We start from the raw sequence: 23,605 nt of genomic DNA, 5'->3' as shown, positions 1-23,605 counted from the left end.
AAATAGCATACCAGCAATTGGCTGTGACTCATAACATCATTGAGCCGGTAATGTCGCTACCAATGCACAGCGGTAGCCACTTTGACAGTCCCCTTTAGCCGTCACTTTATCAATAGACCAAATGCCTCTCATTTCTGGAGGAAAGCTCTCATCAAGTTCAAGTAATCCTTCAGCCACTAAGTGCGGATCCCCTGGCACACTGACTTGCACACTCATGCCCTCTCTTTGCACTTTTTGTAAATGATCTTGGCATGCTTGCATGGCTGTTTCATGACTAAGGTAATTCTGTGGCAAACCTTTAAAGGGGGCATTACCGACATTCACCTCATGCTCAAGACCACTTTCCTCCTCAGTCCAGAGCGCTTTGACACCCGTCACCTTGCCGCGACTTGGCTTATCAAGCTGACAATTAATAAATTGCCCAGCATTGGAAGGACGATTATGACTCGGCACAGAAAGCACTACTGGGGCAATGGTTTTGCCTGTCACTGTATGAGATTGCCCGGCGCTAGCCAACACATACATATCATCAACCGGCTTTGCCACAGCGTCATATTCTTTTGCTAAACGACTTAGAAAACCGAGATCCGTTTCATTCACTTGATCCGCATGCGCGATTTGGATCTTTTCAAACTGTGATGTCACTTTCGGCGTAAAACCGTGTAAGCGTATTAAAGTCATGAAAATATCCGCCAAGCTCATGTTTTCAAATGAGCGGCTATTCCGCTGCTTTAGCCCGGTATTATCCTCAGTCTGAAAAGGTGTTGCCGTTGCGACTATGGTCATGGTTGGTGGGAATAAACGTGGCGTAATACGGGTAATAATAAACTGACCTTTTTGTTTTAAGCTGCCTTGATAACCTTCAAACCAAGTTAGTGTCGCCCCTTCTTGAGGCAAGCCCGTTTGTCCTGTTGTATCCAATGTTAAACGTAATTGATCTGTCTCCATTCCCGCCGCATCAATGCGCTCCCAAGACAAGAGCCTTTGATTAATCACCTCTGCACCCGCCCCAGACACTCTTACCTGTGGCACTGTCATATTCACCGCCTTTGACATCATCACTTTCCTTAATCAGAACTTAATCCTATAAGCCCAGTCCTATCAACCTCTGTATCAATTGAGTCGAACTATTGACCCTAATTATGCAATGCCCGCCGCATCAATTCGCTCCCAAGACAAGAGCCTTTGATTAATCACCTCTGCACCCGCCCCAGACACTCTTACCTGTGGTACTGTCATATTCACCGCCTTTGACATCATCACTTTCCTTAATCAGAACTCAATCCTATAAGCCCAGTCCTATCAACTGCTGTATGAATTGAGTCGAACTATTGATCCGAACGATTGACCCTAACTATGCAATGCCCGCCGCATCAATTCGCTCCCAAGACAAGAGCCTTTGATTAATGATGTTCACCCCACGGCCTGATACTTTCACCTGTGGCGCCACTTGATTTTCCGTTTCTGACATTACCACTCCTCAATCACAACCCATTTTATTTATTCAGCTCTGTTAATCTAAACTAATCCCAAATATTCATTACATTACTGGGTGTTACCTCTTCCAGTTGCGGCAGTTTGATCACAACACCTCTGGGAAGCACCGGTCCAAAAGCCGCCAAATGAGGGTTAAGTTGATGTAATGCTTCTTCGGCTTCATCATCATCTCGCTGTAATTGCTGCCATAAAATAAGCCCAGGTAAATCCCCATCTGCACTGATAACACTCTTCAACTCGCGATTAACCTTAGCTAACATCATAATCTCTCCCTGTACTCATCCCATAAAAGCCACTTATCCAATAAACTCTTCAAGGTTCACCGTAAATCCCACGACAAAAGCCGTACTGTCCATGATGATCCGCTCTTGTTTTTCTTGCAGTGATTTAATCACCCAACGACCCATAGACTCGCCATAACCACTATTAAGCACTAACGGTGCTCGCTTGGCTTGTAATACCCTAAGCTTATCCATATTCGCCATGCCCTCACCTTTAAACCACATGATTATTCGATAAGGTCAGCCCTTAACTCGCGTAAAACAATTTTGCTCATTGATGATACTTTTAGATCCATATTGGGTGATTAACCGATAAATTCTTCAAGGTTCACCGTAAATCCCACGACAAAAGCCGTACCGTCCATGATGATCCGCTCTTGTTTTTCTTGCAGTGATTTTATCACCCAGCGACCCATAGATTCGCCATAACCACTATTAAGCACTAACGGTGCTCGCTTGGCTTGTAATACCCTAAGCTTATCCATATTCGCCATGCCCTCACCTTTAAACCAGGTACCCGACAAGGTTATAGTCTCTAACTTTTGCCCAGTATTTTGGCTAATGGGCTTTTGGCCATAGCGCGCCACATTAACCCAACCGCCATCACTGCTGCGCTGCAAGCTCTCATAGGGGGTATTGTCATTTAAAGAAAAAATAAACCCGCCTAAGGACATCATGCCACTTTGCTTTTCTGCCATATGACGTTTCCTTCTTAATAAAAAAGCCAGCACATTAGCGCTGGCTTTACTTTAAATATTACAGCATCATTAAATGCTTCCAATTACACGCCATAGCTATCTAATAAACGCGCATCATTTCGTGTGGCCACATCCATATTGCCCATTAATAATGGCGTTAATTCCGCTTTAATCTTTGCCAGAATGTCTTGACTCACTTTGGTGTCATAAGCCGGATCCCCTGAAGGAGCCATATTAATCACAGGTGCAAAGTTGATGGCTTGTTTAGTATCCGGCGTTTGCTTTCCAGCTTGACCACTTTTAACTTGGTTAACCATCGCTTGAGTTTGTTTTGCTACCGCATTTGGCGCCGCTTGCTCGGTTTTATCCTCACTAAACCAATCCCCCACGTATTCACCAACGGTTGAACCTAACTCACTGCCAGCTAACCCTCCTATCAAGCCACCAATTGCGGTGCCGACACCTGGAAATATCGCTGTCCCCAGTGCAGCGCCCATCGCCGCACCCGCTAACCCACCAGACATGTCTCCTAAAGCTTTACCTGCTTTTTTACTGTCTTTTGCTTTCACCGCACTCATCACTTTGCCCACAGACATTAAGGCTGATAATGGCTTAAAGGCTTTCCCCAATGCTTTTGCCGCCAGCTTCCCACCAGTCGCACCGAGCAAAGCCGTACTGCCCCCCACACGAGACGCGACTCCGGTTGCACCTTTAAACACTTTTGATCCAAATGAAAACAGACCCTTTGCTGCGCTCTGACTTCTCGTCGCCAGTCTTTTTCCAAGACTCAAGCTACTGCTCGCCATATTACGACCAGCAGTTAATGCACCTTTGCCTAAGCTGCCACCGAAGCTTAATAACTTACTCAATCCTCTTCCAGCAGAGCGAGGGGCACCTCGCATTCGAGCAACAATACTTCTGCGTCGACGGCCCCTACTCGAAGATCTATTTTCTCTATTTCGAACATCACTGCTGTTAGATTGTCTATTTTCTCTGTTTCGCTCATTGCCGTTCAATGATTCAATCGGACCAGCAGAAACACTTCCCGCCGACGCGCAACAACAAGCGCCCCCTCCCGTTCCCAAAGAGTCAGCAATTGAACCTGATTGAAATATACCCAACACCGATTTTATTTTTTTGAAGGCTAGAAAACCTGTTCCTAAAGCCGCTGCTGCACCGACAATGCCTAGACTGAGATCACCATTGGATTGCACGAATTCAGTGATTTTTTCTACTACTTGGATTAAAGGCGGAATGATGGCATCCATCACAGGTAAAAGTTTATCCCCAATGGTGATACTCAGGGCTGAAAAACTGGCATTTAACTTAGCCATTAATTCAGCCCGTGTCGCAGAACCTTGTTTCTTGGCCAAACTGCCCGCTGTTTGTTTATCATCAGAAGCAATCGCTAAACTATTACTTAACCCTACCTTTTCATCTGTCGATTTAGCCAAAAGCTGATTAATGGCAACACCACTTTTATTATCAAATAAGTCCTTTTTAACCTTAGCTTGGTCTTCTGCTGATAGCCCTTTGAGCTTATCTAATACTTTGACTAATACAGCTTGAGAGGCCTTCCCCCCTGCTTTCATGGCCTTTGCAACTTGTCCTTGCTCAAGCCCGAGTGAAGCATAAGTGTCCTTGTCGGCGCCTTGCACTAATTTACTTAAGCCTCCAGCAATCACATTCAGTGCCGCGCCAGCTTCAACATTAGTTGAGCCACTCCCCAATAAACTGGCTGCTAGTGCACTTATCGATTCAGCCCCAAGCCCCGCATCCATCGCACTTCGCCCTTGAGAGGATGTTACAGCCGCAATATCCTTTGCACTGACTCCAGTTTTGACGCTCAATGTCGTCGTCACATCAACCAGCTCTAATGCTGCCTTTTGGCTAAGTCCTAAAGCATTACGCCAACCATTTAACTGAGCCAAGGTATTTTCAAGGGAATCATCCCAAGCTTTACTAGCATTCACTGCGGTTTTTGCCGTGGCTAATGCTTGATCTTTCGTGTCCCCTGTTTGCGTAGCAGATGATACGGTTTTCACAAACCTATTGGCATCAATGCCTATTTTAGCTCCAGCATTCATCAGTTGATTCTGATAATCCTCTGCGGCCTTACCACTTAATTTAAATTTTTTCTCTAATTTAACAAAGCTAGACTCAAAGTTCATCGCCGCTTTACCTGCTGACACACCAACAGTAACCATTCCTTTAGTCAATCGGCTGACACCGGAATCAACAGCCGTTGCCATTTTATCCCTTAATGATTGGCTACTGGCATCGAGTTCAACAGCCGACTGATTAATCCCCTGAATAAGGTTAACGAATGCCACATTAATGCTACCAACATGGTTCGTTAGTCCAGTTACACTGGTATTTAATAATGACATATTTGATGTCAGTGATGCTGTTGCAAGTCTTGGCATTACCTGTGTTCCTGCGGCCATTCCTCCCCCTTTATGCCTCGTCGTTATCCATATAAAATACTTTTTTATAATTGAATTATATTAAAATCTTCCCTTTACTCCCTTGTCCAAAGTCTACATATAAAGCCCTTGTTCAAAGTAGAAGAAAACAAAAAATTATGCCTGTCCTATCTTTGCTATATGCTTGCACTCACTTCCCCCTTAATACTGTTACTGTTTATGCTTTATGCTAATAGATTGACCACTATGGCATTGCACGTTTTATCACGAGTTCTTCATACCCAGCTTGGATACGGCTAAGTGATAACGCCTCAAGGCTTCATCATTACGCCAATCCAGCACAGCATCGGGACTGATGTGATAGGCCAGTGGAATAATATCCGTTAACACTTCAACGTCTCGCGGCGAAAGAAGTCCGCCGGTTGTTGCAAAAAATCGATAAGGCGCTCCTGCAGTTGATTCCAGTCTGGTAAACTTAAGCGCCCCAACTCTTCACGGCTCAAACCTGAGCAACTGGCGCTAATAAATAAGGTGCGATCCCATTCATTCTGGTGAGTGTCCATTAAGATGGTGGTGCGCACCGTGGGCGGCCTTAATCGATAGGTTTGCTTGAGCTCACCATCATCACCTTGAATGGCGACGAGTAGCGCTGGTTGATTAACGTTAAAATCACTCTTTTTAGGCGCTATTTTTGTAGCTTCCGTCGCGTCAATTTCATTGTCATCGCTTTGCTGATCAACCTGAAGACACGATGCCGTTTTTTGCATCAATGCTAATACCGATGTTTGCACACTGTTATAATCGGGGGTGACTAGCCGCTCCAATTCCGAGGTCGTTAATCCGGTACTGGCGCTCATGCAAGCATGCAATAAAGCTAAGTCTTGACCTTTATATTGCTGAGTCAGCTTTTGATGAGTAGCCATAGTGATCGTCTTGATCTTAATCTGCTCAAGTAATTTGCCTTTATCATCCTCTATTGGCCAATGTAAAACATGCGGGCAATGTTCAAATGCTGGCGCTTGTAATTCACTCATCTTTTGCAGTTCTTCATTCATCATTATTTCTTATTCTCTTCTATTTAACTGAGCTTATTCAGTTACGAATATCATGATAAAAAAGCCGCTAATCGAGTGTCGATTAGCGGCTTTTCTGTGGCGCTTTATTTATTACGCTATATTTATTTTATGCTGTTAAGCAAACAATTTAGCTCATGGCTAAATCATGTCTAGCTCTTGCCTAATTCATCCCTAGCTCATGCCAATGTTGCGGCGATGCTCGGCCATCAAGTCACCATTACCCAAATTCAAAATTTGCGCATTACGATTAATCTCATAAATGGTTTTACCGCTTTCTACTTTTTTGTAGGCACGCACCGACATTTCCAGCTCTTGATCTGGCAACTCGCCCATTTTACTGGCGGATTCTGTCACGGTAATGATTTCGCCCGTCAGGCTATAGGCCACAGCAAATTTATTACCGTCTTCATCTTGATGGGACTCTTTTACATCAATTTGACACACTTCGCCTTCACCTAAACCAAAAGCGGCTAACAAAGCTTGAGGTGCGCCTTTAATTTTAAGCTTAGAAGACATTTTTTCGAGACCCACCATGATCTCACCCGGAATAAATGAGCCTCCGCGGGTTTCTTGCATGGTTTTTTTAATCTCTGGTGGCGTAAACTCATCCAGCTCTTTCATTAGCGGTTGCCCATGAACCAAAGCACTGCGAGTAATACGTGAACGTTGTCCTGCCATATTGAATATTCCTTATAAAAATGATCTCACGCACACAATCAGCTAAGCTCCCCCCTCCCCCAATAAGTTAAATGAGAGTTAGATGAGAGCTAAATGAAAATAAAATGGGATACTCAGCATGATTGTCACATGAAATAAAAGAGATGTTAGACGATAATGGATCGTAAAAAATGAACGACTTTTACAGCACTTGCTCGATAAATGACTCGACAATGCCCGTATCTTCAATCATGTGATAGACCATGTGTTCATTCGGTGCAAAGCCGTAATATTTAATGGCAATATGCCACTCACCATTAGTGTAGTTTTCAACGTTATTTAGCGTCGGGTGCAAATACACTTCCGCGCCCATCAAGGTTTCATCCGCTTGCAAGGATTTCAGCCAGTAATTGAGCTTAGTAATTTCTTGATCCATCAAGCTCTTGCTTAGATTACGCCCCATGGCAGCTTGCGCCGTTTGCGCCAGTTTACGAATGATGGCATATTCCAGCCCCACCTGAGACACAAAACGCCCCGTCACGCAGCGATTTCCAATCAATGAAAAACCGCCCATGGATGTGCGGGCAAAGTAGGATATGCCATTGCTATTGAGTAAGCCACCATTGGTGGATTTATCCATAATATTGTAATCAATACTGCGAGCCGTACCTTGAATAAGCGCGCCCATGCCCCCTTTGGTGGGGCTTTCCCACGCACTCACTCTTGCAAAGCAAGACAGAGCCGCGGCCGCCGCGGAGAAATACACATTGCCTTTTGCCGCTTGGCTATATACCGCCACTTGAGGGTCAACGAGGTAGAAACCTTCATAGCCTGTCCCTTCGCCGCCTAAACTCTGTGAAAATGCCACCGCATCTATGTCATTAGTATTAGGGCCATCACCCACGGCAATGGCAAATAAGCGCTTACCCATGGCTGCTAGTGCATCGGCAACGGCTTTCGTGCTAAACCCTGGCGCGGCAATGTGTGTCGGGGTCTCCATGCAATCGGCTAAGGCTTCAATGCCTAACCGTTGCCCGGTATTGGCATCGACTTTGCCAATCACATTGGCCGTGGTCGCCGCCACATCATCACCGTCTTCGACGATCACCGCATAAATGGGCACTGACACTAAGCGAAATAACTCATAGCAGGTGCGCCATAGCGTGCCTTTTTCTTCGCCCGAGGTATCTAATTTGGCAGCATCACTCATGTTAGCAATGCGTATGGGGGTATTTTTGGCCAGCGAGATATCCGCATCAGGCGCCGTGCCCACTAAGCCCAAAATAATTCCCCCCAACGGCCCCATCGGTGGCGGCGTCGGTTGGCGCTCAATACTGATCCCGTTATGTGCAAACGCTTCAATCTTTGGCATAGTGTTTCCTTTTTCTTTTGTTTAAAAACGGCATAAATACAACTTAAATACATTAAGCAGTAAATTTAAATTCAGATAATATAAAAATATATAATTAATGATTAGCAACCAGCAATTAATAAGTGATAAGTGATAAGTGATAAGTGATAAGTGATAAGTATGGGATGTAAATCAACACATAATATTATTTAAAACATAAATCTATTATATATATTTAAACGCAAAATAATGATATACATTTAAATATAAATCAGTTAGTAACCCACACACAATTAAATCACCACTTAAAATTAACCCCATATGAAAACAAGTATTATTTAACAAAAGTCAAACAAAACTAAAATTAACACCACCTCAACTTATTTACTCATTCACAATCTCTAGTTTATTAGATAATAATAAAAAATCAGCCTCACAACCTAATAGTGATATTTCGTCATCCACATCATACCAAATATGAGTGTTTGGACAATAAAATGATGAGAGTACTTTGTAATCCCCTATATTTTCTGTCATTGAGCACCTTATTTAACTATGTTTAGGATATAGGCTTTTTATCATTGTTCTTTTTTCTACAACCTCATCAAAAATAGGTTGTAACATTAACTGCTTTTCTTCTGAAAGCAAAGTAATCAATTCTGGAATAAGCAATTCAGACATAAAATGATTTAATTCAGAGTCTGTATACTTTGAATACGATAATTGACGTGACATTAATATTTCTCCTGGAGTAAATATAATATCGACGTCATTAAAGTTAACTTTTAACTCAGTGAGAATACTTCTAGCATGATCTTCATCTAAAATGCCTCCTGCTATTTTTTGTCCTGTCGACTTTAATTGTATAATTGCCATTGTTATCTCCTTAATCTAATCCACACTTAATTCATTTAATACTGAGGGAGCAGTGTGTGTGTATTTGTGACCCACAGAATCTGCCCATATAAATTTACCACCATGATTTCCTGTACCAATATAAGGTAAACACAGCGCCACTTTCATTTTTCCAACACCATTAAACCTAGGTTGATGACAGCCTCCCCAGCCAGAACGCGTAGCATGTAAGTATTGCCAACTTTCATTGATTGCTGTTCCTGCATTAATCGTCGCAGCCATATTCTCCGATGGATGAAATTGAATATCCCCCGTATGCTCTAACACTTTTACAAAACAACTAGATTGTGTAATGAACTCACCTCTAGTCCAACCTGTAAATCGATCGCAATTGGCCAAAACTATGATATATGCACGCCCATCCGACATTGCTTGAGTAATCTCAACATCAAATAAAAGTGTTTTGAAATCGGAACCATAGTACAGTTGACCATGCGAATTTTTATGTCCAATTGCTTTTAGTAAATCACCATTGGGTGTTAAATCATAAGCAGCTAGATCATGAACTCCTAGTTTGGTAACTGTTCCGCTAGCAGCAGCCACTGCAGATGAAATAGACCATGGATAAGTGTGAGAATCAAATATATCAACGGGCGTACCAAGATCTACCTCTTTACACATTGCATTAAAATGTTTTGTATCAGAAATCACATTGGGTGCCAATGGATATTCAGCTCTGGCATTTGAAATAAACTCATCTACTTGTTTTTCTTTAACTTCAACTCTACTATCTATCTCTTCGACTTTTCCGATCACAGTACCGGTTAATTCATTTACCGACTCAATTAAATCAACTGTCTCTGTTGTGCTCATAAACGGTCCTTGTATTTATCTATTCAACTTCAGGTTTTACTGGCCAAACAATATTATCGGGCGAAGTGTTTGTTTGTGGAATATCTCTGAGTGCTTGACGGTATTCAGCAAACGCTAGCTTTTTATCGCTGGTCAATGGACTATCTGATAATTGAGTGAAATCCGTTTCTTTTAATAATCTTTCTCGTATTGACTTTACTTCATTCCATTGATGTTTATTAAATGTTATTGCGTCCATTACTGAGTTACTCCTCTAATATAATTATCAGGTACAACACTTGCGTCTACTTCGCTTATTGGTGGTGCAAAATAATGATTATCTCCAATTGATTCAACTATGGTATTAGCCTCTTCAATAATTTTATAACCTTCGTGTTTACCATTTAAATATAAATTATATGTATCACCACCTCTTAACCATATTCCAGAATAATAAGGAGTCGCTAACCCTCTCACTTTTCCAATAAATTCTTTATGTGAATAGGCATGATGCTCTTGTATAGCAAAAGTATAGTCACCTCCATTTGACCAATTCTGTAACCGAACAAGAAAATCTACAAGTCCTGTACTCTGTCCATTCTGATGTACATAGCGACGAATTCTCACATCTAACATTCTAGGGTGAGAAAAAACAAGCGCATAAAACTTATCTTCATTTAAATGACGAAGATCGACAAGATCCCCATTTTCAGTTAATGAATGTTGAAAGAGAGTGCTTGCTTCATCTTTAAATGTTTGATAATCAGTCTCCGCTTGTGTCATGCGGTTATCAATATCCCCCATTTTACCCGCCACTGTGGCTGTCAATTCTGTGACCGACTCAATTAAGTCGGCTGTTTGTTCTGTACTCATGAACACTCCTTTTATTTTTAATTCTTTAAGCTTTTCTTGTTTGGTTTTTCAAGCGCTGGCTCTTTACAATCTCTGGCAGTTTTCCAGCTCTAGCTCTTTTCCAGCTCTAGCAGTCTAAATTCTTGGAGAATTTGCCTGTGCATAGTATCCACTTGGGCGGTGGCCATTTTGGTGAACTCGGTATCCACTAAAATATTGAGGTTTTCAGTGCCAACCACCACAGTCACGCTATCGGTTGGCAAGGCACTTAAATCCAGCGTAATAGGCTGAATACAATGGCCATTCTTAGCTTTATAGTTCAGTGTTGTATTGGGCGCTGAGATGACGCCGAGCAAAGTGCCAGAATCGAGCCAGAACCCTAACTCTCGAATGGGGTACTCTTGCTCACCACTGAATTTTGCTACTGCTTGTAATTGATTGCCGCCAATATTTTTATATTCGCCAAACTCAACCCGTTGCAGTTCGTTTTCAAGCGCGGTGCGCTCTTTACTTGGCGTATAAGCTCTATCCCCTGCAGATACCCATTTCAAATTAAGTTGTACGCCTTGGGCCTTGGCATTTATACACTCTTCTAAGCCTTGGCGAGTGATCACCAAGTTTAATTCTTCGCTCATTACGTCACCTTATTTCTGATAAAATAGATTGTGATAAATAGTGTGAGAAAATAGTGAATTAATAAAACAGCGACGTTAAAAAAGTCGTTATTCGATAAAATCACTGCTTAATAAGTCAATGTCATTGCGTTTATTCATTCGCTTTTAAGCACTACTATTAATTTTAACTAAATGTTAGGTGACGGCTTGCGCGCTAACATAAGTCATATTTGTAGGCGGTATTGCACCTCCACCTAACATTAATTTTGCCGCTAAATGTGGCATAGGCCACATTGTTGCCATTGACTCTGTCGCCACCACATTGGTGGCTGGCGCTGCGGCAGCGGCCAATCCCAGCTGTGTCTCCACGCCAAACATCAATGACAGGCTAATCTCATCCCGCTCGGATTTATTGTCTTGAATGTAGCTTTGCAGTTTGTGGAGTTTCGATACATCCAGTGCCTTATTGCCTTTTTCCCACGCCACGATATCGAGAAAATAAGGTCGTGCGCTATCGGTTTGCAATCGATACCAAGGGGTAATGTCACTATCAAAGTCCAGTGATGCTAATGCCTTTTTGAGCCCACCTCGCGTGCCCCCCAAACGCTTCACTTCCCAAGCTTGAGACACCAGATTTTGTTTGATATGAACTTCATCATTCTCATCCCACACCGTTAATTGCCGCTCTGCGGCTAAATACGGTAAATGCTCCGTTGATGTTTTTTCAGCTGCAAGTAAATGAGGAAAAGGATTATCTAATCCATAAAGTTGCTGAGCGAGTGCCAGCTCTAATGCTCGCTCTAACGTACTGCGGTTGTCGGGTAACACACTGTGAGCTTGTAACCCTAATGGCAGCCTGTCATTCTGCGCTTGAGTCATGTATGCCTCCTGTTGATGTCCTCTCGCTTTAACTTAGAAATGATTAAATGCTTAAATAGCTAAGAGACTTAAGTGACTGAGTAAGTGACTAAAATGACTCACTGATAATATTGATTTTTATGCTCGAATCTTCTTGGCTGTTTAACTCATCGACTCCACTTGCTGGCGCATGATCTGATTGAGACAAATAAGGGGCTTCGCTAAAAGCGCAGCGAATAGGTTCAATTGGCGCAATCATTTCAGCGCGATACGCCCCAGTTGCCGCCAGCACTTCTTTATAAATCATAGAAGGCTCAATACTGGCACCCAAATAATGTTGCCGTTTTCCATAGGCTTGCAGCGCATTTATCGCGGCCACTTTGATCACATCCGCATCGGGTCCCGAGCGAATATATAAATCCAGCTCACATTGCCACGACTTAATGGTGGGCGCTTTAACGGTGATCAAATCGGTTTCTTGCGCAATATCATCACTTTCTAAATAAGCTTGCGTACTGGCAATAAGCGCATCACTGGGTATGCCTTCTTCAAGGTGGGTGAGAATATAACAGTCCACAACCCCTGGGCTCACTTGCCTTGCTTGCGCATCTTTAGTCAGACCCGCAAGCGATGCTTCGTCAAATTGATAGTCCACTCGCACATGGTTTTCTGCTGGGCTCGAAATATCAATATTCGGCCGTGCGCCCAAGGTCATGGCATGAAAGCGATAGCCGGCTCTTGTACCGGTACAGGCAAGTGCATAAGCTGCCAAATAATAACGATTTAGCAGTGACTCATTCGACTCCATGACAGGGTTTTCACCACTGGTGTCTCCCTCATCCAGCACTAACCGTTTGACGCCTAACTGACTGGCAATGACATCGACTGCGTCATCATCGGTGGCGTACATGCCAAACATCTGCAGCGCTTGTTGATTAATTTGCCTAGTGTGATTTTGCAGTACTATCGTGAAAGCTTGGGTAAATTTGGTGAGAATTTCGGCTTCATTTTCTAAAGTTTGCTCTACCGCCGCTTCATCTTGGGGTGATAAATTACGAATGTGCATCAACACATCCTGTTTAATTTGCGTAAATAAATCTTCAAAACCTGGCGTTGTCAGTAGCTCAGGTTTAGGTAAGGGATTTTGATGTGGAAACATCTATCGGTACCTCAAAATTAACATGGCGACCTTGCCATTGACCTTCGAAATAAAGATCTAACCCAGCGGCTCTGCGCTTAGCGACGCAGCGACTGGGAATAAAATCATTTAAGCCATTGTCACTGTTGTAAAATGCTTCAATAGCGAAGGATTGCACTTTCACTAAGGTACTGGGCGACATATTGGCACCAAGTAGCTCGCGTACTCGGCTACCAAAACCTGCTCGCTTGGCCCTGCCGGTTAATGGCGTGGTCATGACTTGAATGACGCGGCTTACAAACTGCTCAAAGCCTTCAAGTTGCTGACCTGTTGCTCTGTCTATGCCTATCATAAAAGGCTCCTTTTTAGGCTATTGCTGCTTAATAGCAGTCACTGTTGGCTTTGTAAAATCATTATCATAAGCATGAGTATGGCCATTATAAATATCCCGATCCGCTGCCATACTGCGCTTCTTATCGGTAATATCAGCACCCGCCTTGATATTGCTTTGTACTTGGAGATCTTGTGAAGCCAAAACCATTTTACTCTCTAGGGTAATTTTCTCTGTCGCCTTAAGAATGAGTGTCCCTGCATCCATGTCCCAAACTTGGCTGCACTTATCACCAAAGTGAGTGATCACTTTTGAAGGTTCGCTGCCCACTAAGGGAAAGTCTGTCGAGGCCATGCCCACGAGTGCAATGTATTGCTGAGCAGAGTAACCCGCGCCAAAATTTAACAGTAAGACCTGCTCGCCAACACTTGGGCAACGGTAATGACTGACTCTACCTGCGGCATGAGCAAACCATTTAATAAAAGGCGTGGTTAGCGCGCCGTGTTCCACTTTAATGAGCTGATTACTCTCATGAATGTCACTCACTCGACCTAAGCGGATCATCGACTGCATACGCCGCCTGACTTCTTCCGTTTCACTGCTAAGCTGTGATAATTGCGCTAAATGGGGGCGCAGCTGTTCCCGCACTAACGATTCGATAGCGTCTCGCATAATGATCCTTTTAACGATTTCTCAATAAGAAGTTGATTACTGAATGTGGAGATTGGGACTGCCTACCTTAGAATGGTTCGATACTCATCGGTTAAATCAATATCAAGCGGGTTAGCCGCGACTCGAATGCCTGCTCTAGACTCGGGTTCAACCTGATTACCCTCACCTAAATATAAGGTTTGCCGCCAACTCAACACTCTCACGCCCACTTGCTCATTGCTTGTATCAGATATATCAGAATTAACGAGATCCTGATTAATCAAATGAAAATCACACCCACTGGTATTCAAGTATTCTGGCTTATCGATTTGTAGCGGATTAATGCCCCAAGTATTGTCATCGACTAAGCGAGTAAGCTGCGCCAATAGGTCTAGGCTAAGCAGCTCAACGTTTGTATTGGGATCGTTATTATCCGCAGCCCTTTGAGGCACTGCACAATACAGCTTGATATGATAGGCGTGCCCATACTGACCTTGGTAATTAAGCGCATGTTCGACTTGCCATTCAAATTCGATGAAAATAGTCAGAAGGCTCAAAGCGCCATAAGATTTCGCTTGCTGCTCTGACCCCTGATAACTTTCTATATTGACCTGTTCAACCACTCCTTGGGCTTTCCACTGAATGATCAAGGCTTGCAACGCTTGTTTAATGGCTTGATAAAACTCACTGGGTTTACTCACCGATAATGTGTTTTGCTCCATATCGTCCCCTTCTTTTGACATTGCTGCGTTATTCCACTGCGGCGAGACTGAGATTAAAATCACTCATCCTCGCCATCATCTTGTAAACATTTTTGAAGACGTAACTTCAACCATTGCTTTTCCAATTCATGCTTTTCATTGTCGCGCTTATTCTGCCGAGCTCGATAAACCCAATTGGTTGTAAAGGTTGATGCCGCCAATAGTATCCCCAACAATAGGGCCCAATCATTAACGCTTAATGCACTTCCTGCTGCTGTTGTCACCGAAGCGCTATAAGAGGCATGACTGAGCACTCTTTGAATACCCGTTCCCTCTAAGCTACTCATCTCACACCTCCCTGCTCCTTTCTTTTTTCTTGTTCCACTTTTTTCATCAAATACCAGCTATCGATCCGCTGCCAATCGGCATTACAACGTCTCAAGCTGGCAATGAGTTTTATCGTATATTGGATCAAATCGGCATTGGTTTGCCTATTGATGGCATGTTTTGCAATGGGTGCTGTAGTAGATGCTTCTGTAGACGAAATAGGCCAAATAGTCACTGAAGAAGTCTGTCCAATATCGCCCTCTATCGCGAGTGCTTTAGACAGGGAGTGCTGAGTTAACGCCTCATTATTTAAAAATCGCGGGATCTGACACCTGACTATCATATTTTTGGGTGGTAAGACATACAGCACTTGGCTGTAAGGCAGCGTTCGCACAATCACTGGTGTGCTCGAGCACCCTGCTAACATCCACAGGAATAGGCTCAGTAGCCCATACATTAGCCTGCTCATTATCAGCCTCCATTAAATTATCCAGTAACTGTATCTGTTGGTTAAGCTCAGTTGATAATGCCTTTTTAGCTTGAGCATTAGCTTTATTTAACTCAGCCAGTAAATTAAATTCATTCACCATTTGCCGTTGCTGCTCCGTTTGGGTGCGGATCACCCCTCTTAGCGTGTCTAAGTCTGTTTGCAACATGGACTCTTGAAATGTCATGGCTTCAATCTGAGCTTTCGCCGCATCGAAGCGTAGTTGCAAAACAGTGGCGTAGCTAAGGACACCGACTAACATAAGCGATAAGATCACTAGACTATTTTGACTAAATAGGGCGAACATAAGCTAAATTCCTTGTACAAAAAACAAATTCTGATTGCCTGCGCCGCACGAGCCCTGCCAACTTTTCCCCCGCCGCATAAACCCAACGCTTAAGCTCTTTACAAGCACCAATGCGATCGTCATTTTGCAATTTTTTACGTAATGTTGAACGCGTGAATGCGCCTATACCCACATTGTAAATAAAGCTTAAATACGCCATATGTTCTCCTTGAGACAAAGGGGGAGAAAGCGCCAGTAGTCGCTCATTATAATGACTCAAATCTACTGCTAATTGTTCCAAGCATTGGGCTTCAGTAAAGTCTTGGCCTAATTTCAACGCTTCATGAGTATGGCCGTAACAGCTCGTCACAATACCTATAGGATCAAGATAAGTGCCTAGCACTAACCCTTCATTTTCGGCCACCAACATGCCTCCAGATAAGGCAACGGCACTGGTGAGCCCTAGGGCCATTAATCGTTGAGAAATAGCCATATCGCCTCCTTATATCACTATTGGGGTAAATTGAATAAATGAGTTAAACAGGTATATTAAATTTATGGTTCAATTCAATGAGCTTAATCTGAAAGATGTATGGCAGCAGGTAATTAATAAAAGTGTATAATGCTATCATATATAGCACTGAGCTATAATACTTCTATATATCGCTTATCTGAAAAATCTCATCTTAGAGTAATGTTGAAAAAATTATTTTAATACTTGAAGCATACATTTAATATTAACATTTAACCTTTATATCGTTTATATTTAAAGGTTTCTCCAGAATAGGCATATTATAATGTTTTTCATTTGAAAGAGTAGCCCCAAAAGTGTCCTATTCTAACCCTATTAAAACAATAATAACGCCAACCTAATTGAATAAAGAAAAATAAAAATCAAAATCAAAAATACTTCAATGACAGTGCAGTATGATATTAACCTTATCGTAGAAAACATTGCTCTTTAAAAAGCTCACAACAATATCATCGAATACATCTTTTACCAGCATAGACACATTATAGGCTTTTCCACTTTCATTTACAGCCCTAAAACTGTCCCTTAGTTTATAAATTTATTATTTAAAAAAAGCCATTTCTAATAAATTAGAAATGGCTTTTAATTGGCATTCAACAAGCAAGTCAGGTTAATATTAATAAACATTATAAAATAAGGGTATTATTATCTATTAGCGATAAATACATTCTTTATCTAAAAAGGGGATAGGAATTCATAACGAATAATAATGCCAATGAAAAAAGAAATAGTCTAATCAAGCAAAGCTCCTTCGGCTCTTCTTAACCAATAAACATGAGATTTTTTCGATTCAAATCCCAACAATGCCCAATCTTTCTTGCATATGTATTGTGCTCTCAATGCTCTGCGGCACTCAAGACTCAAAGCATCAATTAAGCCATCATAAATTGCAATATGTTTTGGCGTCGCCATCTCATGGACATTCGAACTCGAATGTGTCTCCCCTAACCTGTCACAAGCACTTCTTCTAGCAAATCCTCGTCCATACTCTTGCGCTCTCCAGTAACGACCCCATATCGACAATTCATGACGCAGTGTTTTCATGCTCATTGTTGCAAGGACATCTGTCGTTTCCATCATGCTATGTATTGCCATTGATTTTCATCCCTTTTTTAAATCTCTTATTTGATTATTAAGCTTATTCAGTGCTTCGCCTACATTTCATGGTGAAAAATTAAGTATGCCTTTAAGTTTGTCACCCTTAACAGTTAAACACATCACCAATTCACCCCGAGCTATTAACCTAACCCGCCTTAAATTAACTATAGTTATTTTATTGGGTGTAACTGACGGCTTTCTTAACGTCTGTTACTGGGATCTTAAATACTAATTCACAAATTGCCGTTAAATCATCATAAGAGACTGCGGTTGATCCCCGCTCCCACCTTTGATAAGTTTTTGAATTAATACCATAGGTTTCAGCTACTTCAATCTGGGTTAAGCCTCTTAATCTTCTACCCGTTTTCAAAATCTCAAATCCGCGTGCTTTCACGATTTGTCGCTCCATGTTTTCTCCCTGTCTTCTTATAATGAAATACTAATGGCAAGTTAACTGACTTAAACAGACCTTATTTTAAAACTGGTTTTAATCTAAAAATCAATGTATTAAAAGTTAACAGCATCAATACCCCAAGGTCGGCTTCCCCATTTTAACCATTCAAGCTTACGCAAACGTTCATAATCATCACGGCAATCGCTATCACAAAATCGTTGTGGAACATCGATAGTTTCTAAACAAAAATAGCATTGCCCTGTTCCACATTCTATTACTTTGGTTATTTTTGACAAACTCGATTTTATTCGCCACTCGACTAATATCTGAGCATCATCTGCACCATCAGACATCACCTACCTCCACGAATTCCCTATTACACTCTCCATTTATATCCATATGGATAACATGATTTTTATCAAGCCTCATTATTAAGTGATATTGCACTTAACACACAAAATGACATTCCTAATGGTTATCCTAAGCAGGAATTTCAGCACAGAGTTAACTTGAATATAACCATTATATAACCAAAGTTAACAAAAAGCAATAACCAAAGTTAGTTGAATTTTATAACTATGGTAATATAATGAACAAATGAACATACTTGCAAACAACATTAAAGACAGGCTTAAAGCGGTTGGCCTCACTCAAAAAGAATTGGCCGATAGAGCGAATATCTCTCAAGTCATGGTGCACAAATTAGTATCAGGCAAAACCACGTCTACCTCAAAAATCATGGCATTAGCGAAAGCCCTGAACTGCTCACCTGACTGGTTGATGTATGGAGATAAAGCCAATAAAGACACAAGAACTGATGCTGAATGGGTAGGATCCATTGAGCCTTGGGGTAATGACACTATTTTAAGCAAGGATGAATTAGAAGTGCCTTTCTTTACTGAAGTCGAACTTGCCGCCGGTGATGGCGCAATTGCAATAAGCGAAAATCATGGCCCTAAACTGCGTTTTGCCAAATCCACATTAAGACGACAAGGTGTCGAAGCTGAACATGCCGCTTGCGTCAAAGTGAACGGCAGTAGCATGGAACCCGTTTTACCGACAGGTTCAACAGTGGGTATCGACACCGCAAAAAAAGAAATCATTGATGGAAAAATGTATGCCATTAATCATGATGGTATGCTGCGGGTTAAATTAGTTTATCAACTTCCCGGTGGCGGGATCCGTCTTCGCAGTTATAATAGTGATGAGTACCCAGATGAACATTATGACAAGCAGCAAGCCAGCTTAATTCAGCTCATCGGCAAAGTGTTCTGGTATTCAGTGTTATTGTAGACAAGAAGCTACTCGCAAGCATTTTTGAATTAACCGTCAGCCTTTGTCATTTCATCTAAAAAACCAACAAAATCGATTCAAGTCATGGTGAAGTGTTCTGGTATTCAGTGTTATTGTAACCATTACAGCTTATCCATATGTTATTAATCAGAATTATGATTCGAAACATAGGGAGCACCCATCAGCCTTTGTCGTTTCAGCCAAAAAATAAACAAAATCGATTCAAGCCATAGGTGAAGTGTTCTGGTATTCAGTATTATTGCGGGCAAGAAGCTACTGACAAGCATTTTTGAATTAACCCCGCAGCCTTTTTTTGCTTAATCTTAAAAAAACCAAAAAAAAACCTGCTCAATGAGCAGGTCAGACATATTCAAGTCATCCAAAAGGAATTAGGTTACCGCAAAAAGGCGTTAATCTAGGTTAAGTCATACAACATAACACTTGAGTCTAGCGACACCAAATAGGTGCTTTAAGGTTGATGGATAAAACAAAAATCACGTTTAAAAGCGGGTTAACCTTTAAACGACATGGCGTAAATTCCGCCACGCAAAACATTCGCATTGAACCAAATATTTTGCCAGTAAACAGTATTCATTTGTGAATAAGCCATTTTCGTACTCCTAACAAAGTTGTAATAAAATTACTCTAGTGAAACTTAGCTGAACAGACTAGCTAATATCTATTTTTAGGTATAGACGTCAACCTGTCGCTCGATTCCTTGGAGAATTATCCTTCCTAGATAGACTGTAACGACTAGCTAGTGGCTAACCGATGAAAAGCATTATAGATCACATGTAATTTTATTACAAGTATTTTTGTAAAAAGTCTTTTTTTCGGCCCATTTGGTAATAAAAAAACAAACAAATAAACTTAAACAACAAAAACAATAACTTAATTGTTGTACTAATTATATTATGGATCACTAATAATCTTTTTTAACCGACAAATTTAAAAATCATACTCACAACAACGCCTTTTTTAATCAAAAAAATGCCCCTTGCTGTAAAAAAACAACAGGGGGCATTTTTAGAACACGCCAATGTCAAATATCAGCCTTCAACAATATAATTAATCAAACTCGCCACAGGGCTGGCTGTCGGACTGCCATAATGTGGATGACCTTCAACAGAACTTCCTGCTATATCGATATGTGAGAATGGCAAAGGTAACTCACTGTTTAATCCATGATCAAATAACCCTGATGCCTTTAATAAGAAAGCCGCTGGATATTGGTGACCTCTTGCCGTAATCGCCGACGGTCCGTTATTTGATGACAACACCTGCGCAGCCCCAGAAGGATCGACAATTTTTTGGAAATCTTCTCGACGTAATGATGAGCACTCTATTGGTTCACCCCACTGCTGTGCATGCTTTTGAATATTCAGGCCAATACCTTCTTTTTTAGCGACACTGTTTTCAACTATTGCCGTATAGCCTCCATAGCATCGCACCACATGACCCGTTAAGGTCGCAACCGAATAAAGCTCAGGCGCTTGAGCACCTTGCGCCTCAATACGTAAATGAGACAGTAAATCAGCCAATACTAATCGACCTTCAGCATCAGTATTGCCAATGCGGACTCGACAATTAGCATGGCTGGTAATAATTTCATCGGTCACAAAGGCATCACTACCAATACTATTTCGCACTAATCCTAACTGCGCAACCACACGTATTCCTTTAGGTTTTAGTAAAGATAACGTCTTCATTAGACCTGCCACTGCCGCAGCGCCACCTTTGTCTCTACTCATGCCAGCCATACCACCAGCAACCTTAATATCTGCACCTCCCGTATCGTAAATCACCCCTTTTCCAGCAAAAAAGAAAGTTCGAGTAATTTCTCCATCACCACAATAGGCTAACTTAACAACTCTAGGATGATGCCGTGGCACTGCAATTGATGCTCTCGCAACGCCGCTTAATAAGGGATAATCTTGTGTTAACAGATCAATATTATCAACAACCTCAATATCAATCTCTGGGCCCTCAAAGGCCAATTGACAATACTCACTAAAATGAATAGCCGACATTCTCTCGGGCTCTGTACCACATAAATCGCGCGCCAGCTGTTTACCCGCTTCAATTGCACTGAGTTTTTGCCCTAGATCATTTAGCGTAAACAATCCAATTTCATGTATCGACACACAGTCCGTTTCTGCTTCTCTTTTTTCCAAAGGCTGCCACATTGCCTGTGCACACGCTAAAGAAGAGACATTTTTGGCAAATGAAAAACGGTCATCAGTTGAGTCCACCACCATGAGTAATGGCCGCTTTGAACCCGATGCGCTTGCCATCTTGATACCCGCTTTAGCCGCCTCACTGTAAATACGAACATCTTGATACTCATCTTCGCATGAAAGCACAGGCGCTATAATGAGCTTTCCGCCTGCTAAGCCTGGGGCTAATAATAAGCTCGTCGCTTGACCCACTCTTTTATCAACCGAGGCAGCATGCTCGGCAAATAATCGTACTTCATCAAACGCAATGTCTTTGAGTGAATGAGTCACCACAATGAGTGCATCCCACCCCTGCCCATCAAATATGGCGTTTTCGTCTTTAACATCCACAAAATTAACTGATTTCATTTATCCCTCTCCCCTTAATAGCATGACTGATCCTGCGAATATTATTTCATGCTGCTTTAACGTGTAGTTATGCTAGAATAATGCAACTTTTTAACTACACCTTTAAAACATAAAATCATAAACAGTTGCAATCATTTTCACATGCTCAGCTTACTGATAAAAGAAAAACAAATCGCGGTGAAAAAGAAATCACTTTTCAAACACTGACTCGCAGCCGTTTCATTGATAATATCCAACGACCCCCACATCAATTAGGAGTGTATTTGTGTCTTCTTTAAGTCAATTGCAACCGCCAGTATTATGGCAGTGGTTCGAGCAAATTTGTGCTATTCCACACCCTTCTAAACATGAACAAGCCCTAAGCCAACATATTCAAACTTGGGCAACAAACAAAAACCTCTCTATTGTTGAAGATAAAGTGGGCAACCTTATTATTCGAAAACCTGCCACAGTAGGCATGGAAAACCGTAAAACGGTGGTACTTCAAGCTCATTTAGATATGGTTCCACAAAAAAATGCTGATAAAGATCATGATTTTGAAAAAGATCCTATTGATGCTTACATTGACGGCGATTGGGTAAAAGCCAGAGGGACAACATTAGGCGCCGATAATGGTATTGGCATGGCATCCGCTTTAGCTGTACTTGACAGTCATGATATTGTACATGGGCCTTTGGAAGTCCTACTCACCATAGATGAAGAAGCCGGTATGACAGGTGCTTTTGGCCTAGAAGCAGGTATGTTAGACGCTGAAATCCTCATTAATACCGATTCTGAACAAGAAGGTGAAATTTATATGGGCTGCGCCGGCGGCGTTGATGGCGAGCTTAGCTTACCTATGCAATGGCAGAGCCCAAACCAGCAAACACAAGGTTTCCGTTTAAGCTTAACTGGCCTAAAAGGCGGTCACTCCGGTGTGAATATCCACCTTGGGCGAGGCAATGCGAATAAATTATTAGCCCGTTTTTTATTTGATCATGCACAAAGCTTATCGATACAGCTAGCCCACTTTGAAGGGGGATCGCTTCGTAACGCTATTCCCCGTGAGGCTGAAATCGAGTTTACTATACCGTCTAATAGCTTATCTCAGTTACAAAATGATATCGCAGAATATCAAGCCTTGCTTCGTCAAGAGTTAGCAGTTATCGAGCCAGACGTTGAGCTTATCTTAACCGAAGTTGTCATCCCCACTTCAGTGATGGCAGAGGCGAGTCAAAATGGACTCATTAATCTTATTCATGCCTGCCCTAATGGGGTTATCCGCATGAGTGACGAAATAGAAGGCGTGACAGAAACCTCTCTCAATCTCGGTGTTATTAATACCCGTAAAGACAATGTCACCTTATTATGTTTAATTCGTTCTTTAATGGACTCAGGCCGAGACAATGTCGAAGGTATGCTCAACGCTCTGGGACAACTAGCTGGCGCTAAGGTCGAGTTCAGTGGTGCATACCCTGGATGGAAACCCGATAACAGCTCACCTGTAATGGCAAGTGTACGTGATACATATGAAGCTATTTATCATAAAGAGCCAACCATCATGGTTATTCATGCTGGCCTTGAATGTGGTCTGTTTAAAAAGCCTTATCCTGATATGGATATGGTCTCTATTGGTCCGACTATTCGTTACCCTCATAGTCCTGATGAAAAAGTTAATATTACTACCGTTGGTCAATACTGGACATTATTACTGGCGATTTTAGAGCGCATTCCCGTAAAAGGTGAATAATGCCCTCAAAAAGGAACCAAACTGATCTTATTGAGG

Annotated in this window: 30 protein-coding genes; 2 read left to right on the top strand and 28 right to left on the bottom strand. The window is 41.9% G+C overall.

Annotated elements, in window-relative coordinates:
* Positions 1-36: 36 nt before the first annotated feature.
* The 27 genes from Q0976_RS08550 to Q0976_RS08420 form a co-directional block, all read right to left on the bottom strand.
* A complete protein-coding gene (locus tag Q0976_RS08550) occupies positions 37-1,059 on the bottom strand; it encodes a contractile injection system protein, VgrG/Pvc8 family (RefSeq protein WP_299492982.1) in 1,023 nt (340 codons plus the stop codon).
* A 464-nt stretch (positions 1,060-1,523) separates the two neighbouring features.
* A complete protein-coding gene (locus Q0976_RS08545; protein WP_299492980.1) occupies positions 1,524-1,760 on the bottom strand; it encodes a tail protein X in 237 nt (78 codons plus the stop codon).
* A gap of 33 nt (positions 1,761-1,793) precedes the next feature.
* Positions 1,794-1,982 (bottom strand): phage tail protein, encoded by a 189-nt coding sequence (locus Q0976_RS08540; protein ID WP_299492978.1) that lies wholly within the window; start codon positions 1,980-1,982, stop codon positions 1,794-1,796.
* Positions 1,983-2,083: 101 nt separating this feature from the next.
* Positions 2,084-2,476 (bottom strand): phage tail protein, encoded by a 393-nt coding sequence (locus Q0976_RS08535; protein ID WP_299492976.1) that lies wholly within the window; start codon positions 2,474-2,476, stop codon positions 2,084-2,086.
* An 83-nt stretch (positions 2,477-2,559) separates the two neighbouring features.
* Positions 2,560-4,923: a phage tail tape measure protein gene (locus Q0976_RS08530; protein WP_299492974.1), complete on the bottom strand. Its 2,364-nt coding sequence runs from the start codon at positions 4,921-4,923 to the stop codon at positions 2,560-2,562.
* 243 nt (positions 4,924-5,166) lie between these two features.
* On the bottom strand, positions 5,167-5,292 hold the full coding sequence (locus Q0976_RS08525) for a hypothetical protein (RefSeq protein WP_299492972.1): 126 nt from the start codon (positions 5,290-5,292) through the stop codon (positions 5,167-5,169).
* Positions 5,286-5,960 (bottom strand): phage tail assembly protein, encoded by a 675-nt coding sequence (locus Q0976_RS08520; RefSeq protein WP_299492970.1) that lies wholly within the window; start codon positions 5,958-5,960, stop codon positions 5,286-5,288. Before Q0976_RS08520 ends, Q0976_RS08525 begins: the two co-directional genes overlap by 7 nt.
* 189 nt (positions 5,961-6,149) lie before the next feature.
* Entirely contained in the window at positions 6,150-6,656 is a 507-nt protein-coding gene (locus Q0976_RS08515) for a phage major tail tube protein (protein WP_299492968.1), read from the bottom strand.
* 181 nt (positions 6,657-6,837) lie between these two features.
* Positions 6,838-8,007: a phage tail protein gene (locus tag Q0976_RS08510; RefSeq protein WP_299492966.1), complete on the bottom strand. Its 1,170-nt coding sequence runs from the start codon at positions 8,005-8,007 to the stop codon at positions 6,838-6,840.
* Between the two features lie 363 nt (positions 8,008-8,370).
* Positions 8,371-8,523 (bottom strand): hypothetical protein, encoded by a 153-nt coding sequence (locus Q0976_RS08505; RefSeq protein WP_299492964.1) that lies wholly within the window; start codon positions 8,521-8,523, stop codon positions 8,371-8,373.
* A 12-nt stretch (positions 8,524-8,535) separates the two neighbouring features.
* Positions 8,536-8,862, bottom strand: a complete 327-nt coding sequence (locus Q0976_RS08500; RefSeq protein ID WP_299492962.1) for a hypothetical protein — start codon at positions 8,860-8,862, stop codon at positions 8,536-8,538.
* Between the two features lie 15 nt (positions 8,863-8,877).
* Positions 8,878-9,714, bottom strand: a complete 837-nt coding sequence (locus Q0976_RS08495; protein ID WP_299492960.1) for a hypothetical protein — start codon at positions 9,712-9,714, stop codon at positions 8,878-8,880.
* 19 nt (positions 9,715-9,733) lie between these two features.
* Positions 9,734-9,952: a tail fiber assembly protein gene (locus Q0976_RS08490; RefSeq protein ID WP_299492958.1), complete on the bottom strand. Its 219-nt coding sequence runs from the start codon at positions 9,950-9,952 to the stop codon at positions 9,734-9,736.
* Complete coding sequence (locus Q0976_RS08485) at positions 9,952-10,566, bottom strand: hypothetical protein (RefSeq protein ID WP_299492956.1); 615 nt, start codon at positions 10,564-10,566, stop codon at positions 9,952-9,954. The genes Q0976_RS08490 and Q0976_RS08485 overlap by 1 nt, the downstream gene beginning before the upstream one ends.
* A gap of 89 nt (positions 10,567-10,655) precedes the next feature.
* Positions 10,656-11,180, bottom strand: coding sequence for a phage tail protein (locus Q0976_RS08480; RefSeq protein ID WP_299492954.1), 525 nt, complete (start codon positions 11,178-11,180; stop codon positions 10,656-10,658).
* Between the two features lie 174 nt (positions 11,181-11,354).
* A complete protein-coding gene (locus Q0976_RS08475) occupies positions 11,355-12,038 on the bottom strand; it encodes a phage tail protein I (protein ID WP_299492952.1) in 684 nt (227 codons plus the stop codon).
* An 88-nt stretch (positions 12,039-12,126) separates the two neighbouring features.
* Entirely contained in the window at positions 12,127-13,176 is a 1,050-nt protein-coding gene (locus Q0976_RS08470; protein ID WP_299492950.1) for a baseplate J/gp47 family protein, read from the bottom strand.
* Complete coding sequence (locus Q0976_RS08465) at positions 13,148-13,507, bottom strand: phage baseplate protein (RefSeq protein WP_299492948.1); 360 nt, start codon at positions 13,505-13,507, stop codon at positions 13,148-13,150. Before Q0976_RS08465 ends, Q0976_RS08470 begins: the two co-directional genes overlap by 29 nt.
* A gap of 18 nt (positions 13,508-13,525) precedes the next feature.
* The gene (locus tag Q0976_RS08460) at positions 13,526-14,158 is read right to left on the bottom strand and encodes a phage baseplate assembly protein V (RefSeq protein WP_299492946.1); all 633 of its coding nucleotides are present in this window, start codon (positions 14,156-14,158) and stop codon (positions 13,526-13,528) included.
* Positions 14,159-14,220: 62 nt separating this feature from the next.
* Positions 14,221-14,922, bottom strand: coding sequence for a hypothetical protein (locus Q0976_RS08455; protein ID WP_299492944.1), 702 nt, complete (start codon positions 14,920-14,922; stop codon positions 14,221-14,223).
* The gene (locus Q0976_RS08450; protein ID WP_299492942.1) at positions 14,919-15,185 is read right to left on the bottom strand and encodes a holin; all 267 of its coding nucleotides are present in this window, start codon (positions 15,183-15,185) and stop codon (positions 14,919-14,921) included. The genes Q0976_RS08455 and Q0976_RS08450 overlap by 4 nt, the downstream gene beginning before the upstream one ends.
* Positions 15,182-15,508 (bottom strand): hypothetical protein, encoded by a 327-nt coding sequence (locus Q0976_RS08445; RefSeq protein WP_299492940.1) that lies wholly within the window; start codon positions 15,506-15,508, stop codon positions 15,182-15,184. The genes Q0976_RS08450 and Q0976_RS08445 overlap by 4 nt, the downstream gene beginning before the upstream one ends.
* Positions 15,471-15,959 carry a hypothetical protein gene (locus tag Q0976_RS08440; protein WP_299492938.1) on the bottom strand — a complete coding sequence of 163 codons (489 nt, stop codon included), beginning with the start codon at positions 15,957-15,959 and terminating at the stop codon, positions 15,471-15,473. The genes Q0976_RS08445 and Q0976_RS08440 overlap by 38 nt, the downstream gene beginning before the upstream one ends.
* Positions 15,943-16,431, bottom strand: a complete 489-nt coding sequence (locus Q0976_RS08435; protein ID WP_299492936.1) for a lysozyme — start codon at positions 16,429-16,431, stop codon at positions 15,943-15,945. The genes Q0976_RS08440 and Q0976_RS08435 overlap by 17 nt, the downstream gene beginning before the upstream one ends.
* A gap of 771 nt (positions 16,432-17,202) precedes the next feature.
* Positions 17,203-17,565 carry a hypothetical protein gene (locus Q0976_RS08430; RefSeq protein ID WP_299492934.1) on the bottom strand — a complete coding sequence of 121 codons (363 nt, stop codon included), beginning with the start codon at positions 17,563-17,565 and terminating at the stop codon, positions 17,203-17,205.
* A 178-nt stretch (positions 17,566-17,743) separates the two neighbouring features.
* Entirely contained in the window at positions 17,744-17,977 is a 234-nt protein-coding gene (locus tag Q0976_RS08425; RefSeq protein WP_299492932.1) for a helix-turn-helix transcriptional regulator, read from the bottom strand.
* A gap of 98 nt (positions 17,978-18,075) precedes the next feature.
* On the bottom strand, positions 18,076-18,315 hold the full coding sequence (locus Q0976_RS08420) for a hypothetical protein (RefSeq protein ID WP_299492930.1): 240 nt from the start codon (positions 18,313-18,315) through the stop codon (positions 18,076-18,078).
* 244 nt (positions 18,316-18,559) lie between these two features.
* On the opposite strand from Q0976_RS08420, the gene Q0976_RS08415 reads away from it, so the two are divergent.
* Positions 18,560-19,255, top strand: coding sequence for a helix-turn-helix transcriptional regulator (locus tag Q0976_RS08415; protein WP_299492928.1), 696 nt, complete (start codon positions 18,560-18,562; stop codon positions 19,253-19,255).
* A gap of 1,049 nt (positions 19,256-20,304) precedes the next feature.
* On the opposite strand, the gene Q0976_RS08410 is transcribed toward Q0976_RS08415, so the two are convergent.
* Positions 20,305-21,840 carry a leucyl aminopeptidase family protein gene (locus tag Q0976_RS08410; RefSeq protein ID WP_299492926.1) on the bottom strand — a complete coding sequence of 512 codons (1,536 nt, stop codon included), beginning with the start codon at positions 21,838-21,840 and terminating at the stop codon, positions 20,305-20,307.
* 265 nt (positions 21,841-22,105) lie between these two features.
* Here Q0976_RS08410 and Q0976_RS08405 point away from each other — a divergent pair, with 265 nt between their 5' ends.
* Positions 22,106-23,569, top strand: a complete 1,464-nt coding sequence (locus tag Q0976_RS08405) for an aminoacyl-histidine dipeptidase (RefSeq protein ID WP_299492924.1) — start codon at positions 22,106-22,108, stop codon at positions 23,567-23,569.
* Positions 23,570-23,605 lie beyond the last annotated feature (36 nt).

This window comes from uncultured Shewanella sp. (assembly GCF_947501665.1).
Lineage (GTDB): Bacteria > Pseudomonadota > Gammaproteobacteria > Enterobacterales > Shewanellaceae > Shewanella.
This window is presented reverse-complemented; position numbering and strand designations above follow the sequence as displayed.